The 6767-nt window shown below is 40.8% G+C and carries 12 protein-coding genes; 11 read left to right on the top strand and 1 reads right to left on the bottom strand.

Features of this window, described 5'->3' with window-relative positions:
* A partial coding sequence (locus tag FYJ65_RS09315; protein ID WP_154555051.1) for a helix-turn-helix domain-containing protein occupies nt 1-745 on the bottom strand: 745 nt, incomplete at its 3' end.
* Between the two features lie 386 nt (nt 746-1131).
* Here FYJ65_RS09315 and FYJ65_RS09310 point away from each other — a divergent pair.
* From FYJ65_RS09310 to FYJ65_RS09260, 11 genes are all read left to right on the top strand, one after another.
* Entirely contained in the window at nt 1132-1476 is a 345-nt protein-coding gene (locus tag FYJ65_RS09310; RefSeq protein WP_154555050.1) for an InlB B-repeat-containing protein, read from the top strand.
* Nucleotides 1439-2398 (top strand): hypothetical protein, encoded by a 960-nt coding sequence (locus FYJ65_RS09305; protein ID WP_154555049.1) that lies wholly within the window; start codon nt 1439-1441, stop codon nt 2396-2398. The genes FYJ65_RS09310 and FYJ65_RS09305 overlap by 38 nt, the downstream gene beginning before the upstream one ends.
* Before the next feature lie 352 nt (nt 2399-2750).
* Nucleotides 2751-3137 carry a SipW-dependent-type signal peptide-containing protein gene (locus tag FYJ65_RS09300; RefSeq protein WP_154555048.1) on the top strand — a complete coding sequence of 129 codons (387 nt, stop codon included), beginning with the start codon at nt 2751-2753 and terminating at the stop codon, nt 3135-3137.
* A gap of 154 nt (nt 3138-3291) precedes the next feature.
* Nucleotides 3292-3627: a formate hydrogenlyase gene (locus FYJ65_RS09290; RefSeq protein WP_154555047.1), complete on the top strand. Its 336-nt coding sequence runs from the start codon at nt 3292-3294 to the stop codon at nt 3625-3627.
* 82 nt (nt 3628-3709) lie between these two features.
* Entirely contained in the window at nt 3710-4246 is a 537-nt protein-coding gene (locus FYJ65_RS09285) for a helix-turn-helix domain-containing protein (RefSeq protein ID WP_235898254.1), read from the top strand.
* A gap of 153 nt (nt 4247-4399) precedes the next feature.
* Nucleotides 4400-4570 carry a hypothetical protein gene (locus FYJ65_RS09280; RefSeq protein WP_154555046.1) on the top strand — a complete coding sequence of 57 codons (171 nt, stop codon included), beginning with the start codon at nt 4400-4402 and terminating at the stop codon, nt 4568-4570.
* The gene (locus FYJ65_RS09275) at nt 4560-5654 is read left to right on the top strand and encodes a nuclease-related domain-containing protein (RefSeq protein ID WP_154555045.1); all 1095 of its coding nucleotides are present in this window, start codon (nt 4560-4562) and stop codon (nt 5652-5654) included. Before FYJ65_RS09280 ends, FYJ65_RS09275 begins: the two co-directional genes overlap by 11 nt.
* A 123-nt stretch (nt 5655-5777) precedes the next feature.
* Entirely contained in the window at nt 5778-5960 is a 183-nt protein-coding gene (locus FYJ65_RS09270) for a hypothetical protein (RefSeq protein WP_206157390.1), read from the top strand.
* 30 nt (nt 5961-5990) lie between these two features.
* Nucleotides 5991-6116 carry a hypothetical protein gene (locus tag FYJ65_RS09775; RefSeq protein WP_268890089.1) on the top strand — a complete coding sequence of 42 codons (126 nt, stop codon included), beginning with the start codon at nt 5991-5993 and terminating at the stop codon, nt 6114-6116.
* Between the two features lie 63 nt (nt 6117-6179).
* Nucleotides 6180-6398, top strand: a complete 219-nt coding sequence (locus FYJ65_RS09265) for a hypothetical protein (protein ID WP_154555043.1) — start codon at nt 6180-6182, stop codon at nt 6396-6398.
* A 92-nt stretch (nt 6399-6490) separates the two neighbouring features.
* Complete coding sequence (locus FYJ65_RS09260; RefSeq protein WP_154555042.1) at nt 6491-6679, top strand: hypothetical protein; 189 nt, start codon at nt 6491-6493, stop codon at nt 6677-6679.
* Nucleotides 6680-6767: the final 88 nt, after the last annotated feature.

Below are 6767 nucleotides of genomic sequence, written 5' to 3'. Positions count from 1 at the left end.
TGACGGCAACATCCGGACATGCAGCAAGGAATGTCCGGATGTCTTCATAAGTACGGCCAACGTAGCACTGCTTGTCTACCTGGACGGCGCGCTTCTTCTTTCTGACTCTATACCGGACTTTCCTCGGAAGATCGAGGTTGCCAACCGAAAGGAGATTGTCATCAATATAATTGTAGATGGTCTTCTCATCACACATGATTAGATCCTTGTTGCTTTGGCATATGTGAAGGATAGATTGGCCTTGACGGATAAGCGGCGATATTAAATCGTCTAAGCGCTTAAGCTCTTCATATGAAATGGCAAACCCTGTACGACTTTCGCTAAGAGTTTTTTCATACGTTTTCTGCGCTTCGTACGCATCATAAATGTAACGTTCAAGCTTGCACCTGCGACGTTCGCTACAGCCATTGCAGACATATGGTGGGGATTTTACATGACGGCAAATCTCTTGCGAGAAATCCGGACAAGTTTCATAGCATTTCGCAACCGGGCATCTACGGCAATATCCATGGTAATGTCGACGACACGGAAAACAAATATCTCTGTCATGGTAACAATCCTTAGCCTTGATGCATGGATTAAATGAAGCTGTTCGTCGTGCAACTCTGTGATTGCGGATTTCCTTGGAAACTGTTGACGGATCTTTACCAATTTCGTGTGCGATTTCTTGAAAATTGCGTCCTTCTTTCAGACCCATCTGGATAGATTTACGATCATCGAGTGTGAGATGTTTACCTTTGGACATAGTGTAGTCCTCCTTTCTGGTTCCGTCATCCAAAAGGCATAAAAATTATACAAAACGGAGCTATTAAAAGGAACACTATGAGCTGTGGATTTATGGATAACCGGCACAGGGTCATGGAAAAGCGTGTGGACAGACATAGCTGCCCACACGCTTTTCCACAACCCTGACAGGAAGCCGGTTACCCACAAGCTTCACAGCTGCTACGACTACTATCCGCTTCCATTAAATGAAAAAGACAGCGCAACTGTTTTGCAAAAGTAACTTCTTGTCTGGATTTGCAAATTTAAAATCCAGTGCTGCCATAACAAAAGCAGAACTTACTTTTTCAATTCAGGGGAAAATATGATTATAACGGTAAGACTTACGGCAAGGCCTGTTCAGACGTTATGTTTAGAGGTCTTCCGGCGCCTGATGATTATCAGGTATATAAGCTGGTAGCTACTACAAAAGACGGCAAAAACACTGTTGCTACAAAATCGTCTTCGGCTTCTATTAGTATGCCTTTTGCGTCAACCAGCATCCATCTGGAGATGATAACCGACTGCATCATCAACCTCGATTGTAATGGAGGAAATCTTAAAGCTGAGGGTTTTCTCAGGGTTGACGATTCTGATGTTTTATATTGCCTAGATAATAAAACAGATTCACTTCCAACAGATATAACCAGACAAGGATATACATTTGGTGGCTGGTATGACAACTGGGGATGTCATCTTCTCAATAGCCGATGAGGATAATATCAAAACTGTCACGGCTAACGGTAAGGAGCTTACTGCCGGTGAAGACGGCAATTACACAATCAAACAGAACGCCGGTGAGGTAACTCTTATGTTCACCGATACTGAACTCCATACAGCTGTAATGACATTGACAGTTTATAATGGTCACGATTTCGGCTCATGGAAGTCCAACGGCGACGATACGCATACACGCATCTGCAAAAATGATGGCTGCGGTTATTCAGAAAAAAAAGACTGCACAGGCGGCAAAGCAACATGCACAAGCAAGGCAAAGTGTGAATATTGTGGGGCAGAATACGGCAAACCTGACAGCTCAAATCACCGCCTTGATAAAATTCCTGCGAAGGATGCAACCGTTACAGAAACTGGAAACATAGAGTATTGGCAGTGTAAGGATTGTCAGAAATACTTCTCTGATGAAGAAGGCGCGGATGAAATTACGCTTGACGACACGGTAATCTCAAAACTCCCGCCTGAAATCATTGAGGGCATGGGTCAGAGTATAACCGAAGGAGAAAAGAAAGCACTTACATTCCGTTCCAATGCTTTATTTGATGATTTTGACAGAGTCGAGCTTGATAGCGATACTCTTGATATAGAATACTACACTGCCGAGTCAGGCAGCATAATCGTAACTCTTGATGCTGACTATGTAGCAACCCTTCCTGCTGGAGAGCACACTATCGGTATCGTATCAACAAGCGGCACTGCAACAACTTCCTTCACAGTAGCAGAAAAGGCAGCACCGGGAACTTCAGATGACAGCGACAAGGATTTAAAGGCAGACGCTGAAGATTCTGCAAAGACCGGTGACAGCACTAACCTTGCTCTGTGGATCGCACTTATGCTCCTTAGCGGCGCAGGAATAACAGGCACTGCTGTTTACACAAGAAGAAAAAGATCAAATGAATAAACAAAACGCTGATACGAAACAACAAAGCATCGTAACACAGCCGTCAGGTTTCAATTCGAAGCCCGGCGGCTTTTTCGTGCAACCGAAGAGTGCTTTCAGGGCCTGATTTACATGAGATGTTTTTAAGAGACATCTCATTTTGTGCACTCTTTTGAGTAATCTCTGCGTTGATCTCTCCGATCTCGGTACTCACATACTGAAAGTACGCTCCGTGCCTCGGCGACTCGGCGCCTTGACCTAACGCCCAAACAGCGCACAAAACAACACTGCCCTGAGCCGGGCGGAAAGGAGTGTATGCAGGGGCTCAAAGCAAATTGTAACAGCACAGGATGCGCGGAAAAGGAGAGAGAAAATGACAAACATTAGAGAGAAGATTTCAGGAAGAAAGAACCTTATTATCGCAGGAGCACTCATTGCTCTCATGGCAATCAGCTCAACCTTCGCCTACTTTGTGGACAGAGATCAGGTGACTAACCACTTCACTGTAGGCTATATCGAAATCAGTGTATCGGAGCCGAACTGGAATCCGAGCGATGGAGCGGACGTTACGCCCAACAAGGTAGTGAAGAAGGATCCGAAGATTACAAACGACGGAGCAAACGATGCTTTTGTGTTCATGTCGGTAAAGGTTCCTAAGGCCAATGTTAAGACAGCAAATGCAGACGGAACACTTAACGCTGCAGCAAACCAGGATCTTTTCACATATTCGGTGAATACAGGCTGGAAGCTCATCAAGTGAGAGTGCTCGACCTTATCAATATGGAGAAGAGTCACTGCTACAATCCGTTCGTATATCTTAAGGATGATAACGATATTCAGAGGCTTGCAAACGGGATATGAGCTTCTGTCTGACGTGGATCTTCTGAAGAAAATTGAGAAGGAGGAAAACGAGAATGAAAAAGAAAATACAGACACCGGAAACGGTGAAGCTTAAGCGAAGAGCAGAGATTGCCTTCGCTTTTTATATTGCAGCGGTACTGATGGTTACGCTTTCGACAACAACCTGCCTTGCGGCTAACGACCCGCTTTCTGTGGTTAACAACCTGTCCAACTTTATATTCAGTCTGATAAGGGCAATCGGTCTGATCCTTCTGGGCTTCGGAATCATGCAGGTTGGTCTTTCGCTTAAGAGCCACGATCCATCGCAGCGTGCCAACGGAGTTCTGACACTGGCAGGTGGAATCATCATTACGTTTACAAAGGAAATACTGAATATGATTACGGGATAGGAATAGGCTTATTCTTGTAAGCTTCAAGTGCTTTTGTTAATATGTAGTTGATGAAATGAATTAAGCATTTCATCAACTACATATGAGAGGAATGGTGATTGTGGGGAAAAAATCAATTAAGGAAAATAAGAAGCCATATCAATTAAGAAGAGAAGAACTTGGGCTATCAAGAGACCAAGCAAGCGAATTGCTTGAGTCAATACAGCCGGAACGAATTTTAAGAATAGAAAATGATATTTCATCTCCTCAGCCAGAAGAGATCCTCATAATGGCTGACAAGTACAGGATGCCGGATTTATGTAATTATTACTGCTCGAATGAATGCCCTATTGGACAGCAGTATGTGCCGGAAATAAAGATTGAGGATTTATCAAAGATAGTTCTTAAGATGGTTGCATCTTTAAATTCAGTTTCTAAGGAAAAGGAACGCTTGATTGAGATTACAGCTGATGGAACTATCGACGAGAACGAAATAAAGGATTTTGTTCATATTCAGGAAGAACTTGAGAAGATTTCTGTAACAGTTGAGACTCTGCAGTTATGGGCAGAAAAGATGATTGCGGATGGCTCGATAGATATGAAAGTTTACAATACCTATAAGAATAGAAAACAGGGTTAGTTTTTCGCTAAAGTAGAAATATAGACGTTTAACTTAACAAAGTTAAGCGTCTTTTATTATACATAGAATGTAACAATAACAGCCTTTATTCTGCAGTAGGTGTCATTTTTCTTGTGTGGATGAGAAAGTAAAATGATATCAAGAAAAGAGGTGATGAAACTGAAAACAAAAGACAGATTAACGTGTATACGCCTCTACAATACGGTAGGACGAAACCCGTCCCTTGCAGAGGACATAGGATTGGAAATAGTGTTTAATTCAAGAAAGTCAAAGGAACAAAACAAAGAATTTAAAAAGAAAGGCGGTGTAACAAATGACAAGTAATATAACAGAAAAGCTGATATCCGACATGGAATCAACAGGCATCCTGACTACTAATGAGATGACATTTTATGAGTATTCTGAAGGATTAAAAGGTTTTCAGGATATAGCAGTAAAAATGGTTATGAAAGATGACAGTGAAGACGGAATGAGGCTAGACGAAGCAATTTTCAGAATGGAATCCTTAGCAAGAAAGAAAGGTTTGTCGCAGGATACTATTATCAGAAAAGGGATTAATGCCTTAAGAACTGTTAATAGAGAACTAAGCATTTCTATGTCAGGCATCAGAGGTGAGAGATTGGTTGCAAGAACATTAGAGTTTATCAGCAGACCGGAAGCGAAAGTATACAGAAATGTATATGTAACGAACGGGATTGATGAAACGGAGCTCGACGCTGTAGTAGTAACAAATGAGGGAATTATTATTTTAGAAGTGAAGAAAACAAAAGATGATCTTACTATTACAGAAGATGGCAGATTAATTCACAGCGGTGATGAATGTTATGAAAAGAAACCTCTGGGTGAGAAGATGGAACTCAAGAGACGACTTTTGAAAGAAGCTATAGAAGAATCTTTAGCTGATGATGCGATAAATATGCCTGTAGTTGTAGACAGTTATATTGTGTTTTCAACACCAAAAGAATTGAGAATCCACGTGACTGATAATTATCATCAGGAAAAGTGGTGTTTCCGTACAGGGATAAATCAAAGAATTGACAACTACCATGGAAACGTAATCTATTCTGATTTGCAGCTTGAACAGATTGCCAATAAAATCTCTGAGATGGAAGCCAACAAGAAAAGGTTCCAGTTTTCAGTCGATTTCGATACCGTACGCAGGGATTTTGCAAATGCGATAACTGCATTAGAACTTATTGATGACAATGCACAGGAAGAGCGTCAAACGTCAACAAAGCACATTACAGATGAGAAAGAACATCAAAGAGTCAATGTCATTTCTAGAGAGAAGATTAAGAAAAATCTTCAAAAGGTTGCCCAGTTTCAGCTTGCAGGGAGCATCGCTAGCTGCATCTTAGTAGGCGGTATTGTTGCAATTGCTTCCGGAGGAGCAGTCTTTAGAAGATAAAGTACAGTAAGAGTAAATTTAAGAGGTTCTATTCTGCACATATTGTGATTTATTCTTCAGCAGATAGGATTTAATATGGGCACAACAAAAGAAACCTGTCGCGTATGAAGGGAGATGAAATTAATGTTATTTAGAACAAAAAAAGAGAATGAATATTTGAGAAGTGAGGTAATAAGACTGCGTAGATTGTGCGATGAGAAAGACTCTTACTTCATGGAATTAATGGCCGATGCGTTGCGCCATGGAAGTAAGCTGGCAGCAAAACATATGTCTGATAGAAAAAAATACATTAATGGAAAATACTAATCGAGGAGGTTCAGTACGAAAAAGAGCGAAGTGAATTTATTTATTGAAGAAATGGAAGAAATAGGTGATGTATGGGAGCCAGAAGATGTCGAAAGAGTTTACGGTGTCTCTTCCTTGGAAGAGGCACTAGAAGACAGAAAAATCATCATTAGGTAAACTATTTGATATTATTGGAACTGTAATCAACAGAGACTAATATGTGAGAGGAGATTCAATATTATGGAGAAATGTATTGATTGTGGAGCTTCAATGGAATACATTGGAAATCATGAATGGGAATGTACTGAATGTGGAACAATCTACGAAATTGATGGAATTGATTATGATGATGAAGAACGTTTGAGCGTTTGTGATGCTGCACTTATTTGGATATCCAATGGTATGGATGAGGATTATACCTTCGGATACAGTGAAGAAGAACTAAAAGACGCACTTTAATCAAATGGGAATTGAATTAATGAACAATCAGACATTTGCAGATGCTTATATGAAAGGAACAAAAGCTGTTTAAGAAAGGAGACAATATCGACATGAATGAATACATAAGCATTAAAGAATCATGTGAAAAGCTTCTTCCAATTGTGGGCAAGTATGGAACACCTGCAGTTGCATTGATACTTGGGATGACGGGATTCAGCATAATCAAGGAAGTTGCAGATAAAGCAATAGATGAAAAAGTTGGTTCTTCACGAATTTTTGTGGGATTAAAATCGAAATAAATAATTAGGCATTGAAAAAGAGCATTGGATGCTTCATTCTAAGTAGTAGCGAACAAACTTACGAAAGGACTGCAATCCAATGCTCTTT

It is taken from the genome of Mogibacterium kristiansenii, assembly GCF_009695905.1.
Taxonomy (GTDB): domain Bacteria; phylum Bacillota; class Clostridia; order Peptostreptococcales; family Anaerovoracaceae; genus Mogibacterium_A; species Mogibacterium_A kristiansenii.
The sequence above is the reverse complement of the archived record's forward strand: the minus strand, read 5'-3'. Positions and strand labels throughout refer to the sequence as shown.

What these genes read in the sequence shown, in the direction of transcription:
- FYJ65_RS09305 (WP_154555049.1), top strand. Translation starts at nt 1,439, where the DNA reads ATGACAACTGGGGATGTCATCTTCTCAATAGCCGATGAGGATAATATC.
- FYJ65_RS09300 (WP_154555048.1), top strand. Translation starts at nt 2,751, where the DNA reads ATGACAAACATTAGAGAGAAGATTTCAGGAAGAAAGAACCTTATTATC.
- FYJ65_RS09265 (WP_154555043.1), top strand. Translation starts at nt 6,180, where the DNA reads ATGGAGAAATGTATTGATTGTGGAGCTTCAATGGAATACATTGGAAAT.
- FYJ65_RS09260 (WP_154555042.1), top strand. Translation starts at nt 6,491, where the DNA reads ATGAATGAATACATAAGCATTAAAGAATCATGTGAAAAGCTTCTTCCA.
- FYJ65_RS09275 (WP_154555045.1), top strand. Translation starts at nt 4,560, where the DNA reads ATGACAAGTAATATAACAGAAAAGCTGATATCCGACATGGAATCAACA.
- FYJ65_RS09280 (WP_154555046.1), top strand. Translation starts at nt 4,400, where the DNA reads ATGAAACTGAAAACAAAAGACAGATTAACGTGTATACGCCTCTACAAT.
- FYJ65_RS09270 (WP_206157390.1), top strand. Translation starts at nt 5,778, where the DNA reads ATGTTATTTAGAACAAAAAAAGAGAATGAATATTTGAGAAGTGAGGTA.
- FYJ65_RS09285 (WP_235898254.1), top strand. Translation starts at nt 3,710, where the DNA reads ATGAGAGGAATGGTGATTGTGGGGAAAAAATCAATTAAGGAAAATAAG.
- FYJ65_RS09290 (WP_154555047.1), top strand. Translation starts at nt 3,292, where the DNA reads ATGAAAAAGAAAATACAGACACCGGAAACGGTGAAGCTTAAGCGAAGA.
- FYJ65_RS09310 (WP_154555050.1), top strand. Translation starts at nt 1,132, where the DNA reads ATGTTTAGAGGTCTTCCGGCGCCTGATGATTATCAGGTATATAAGCTG.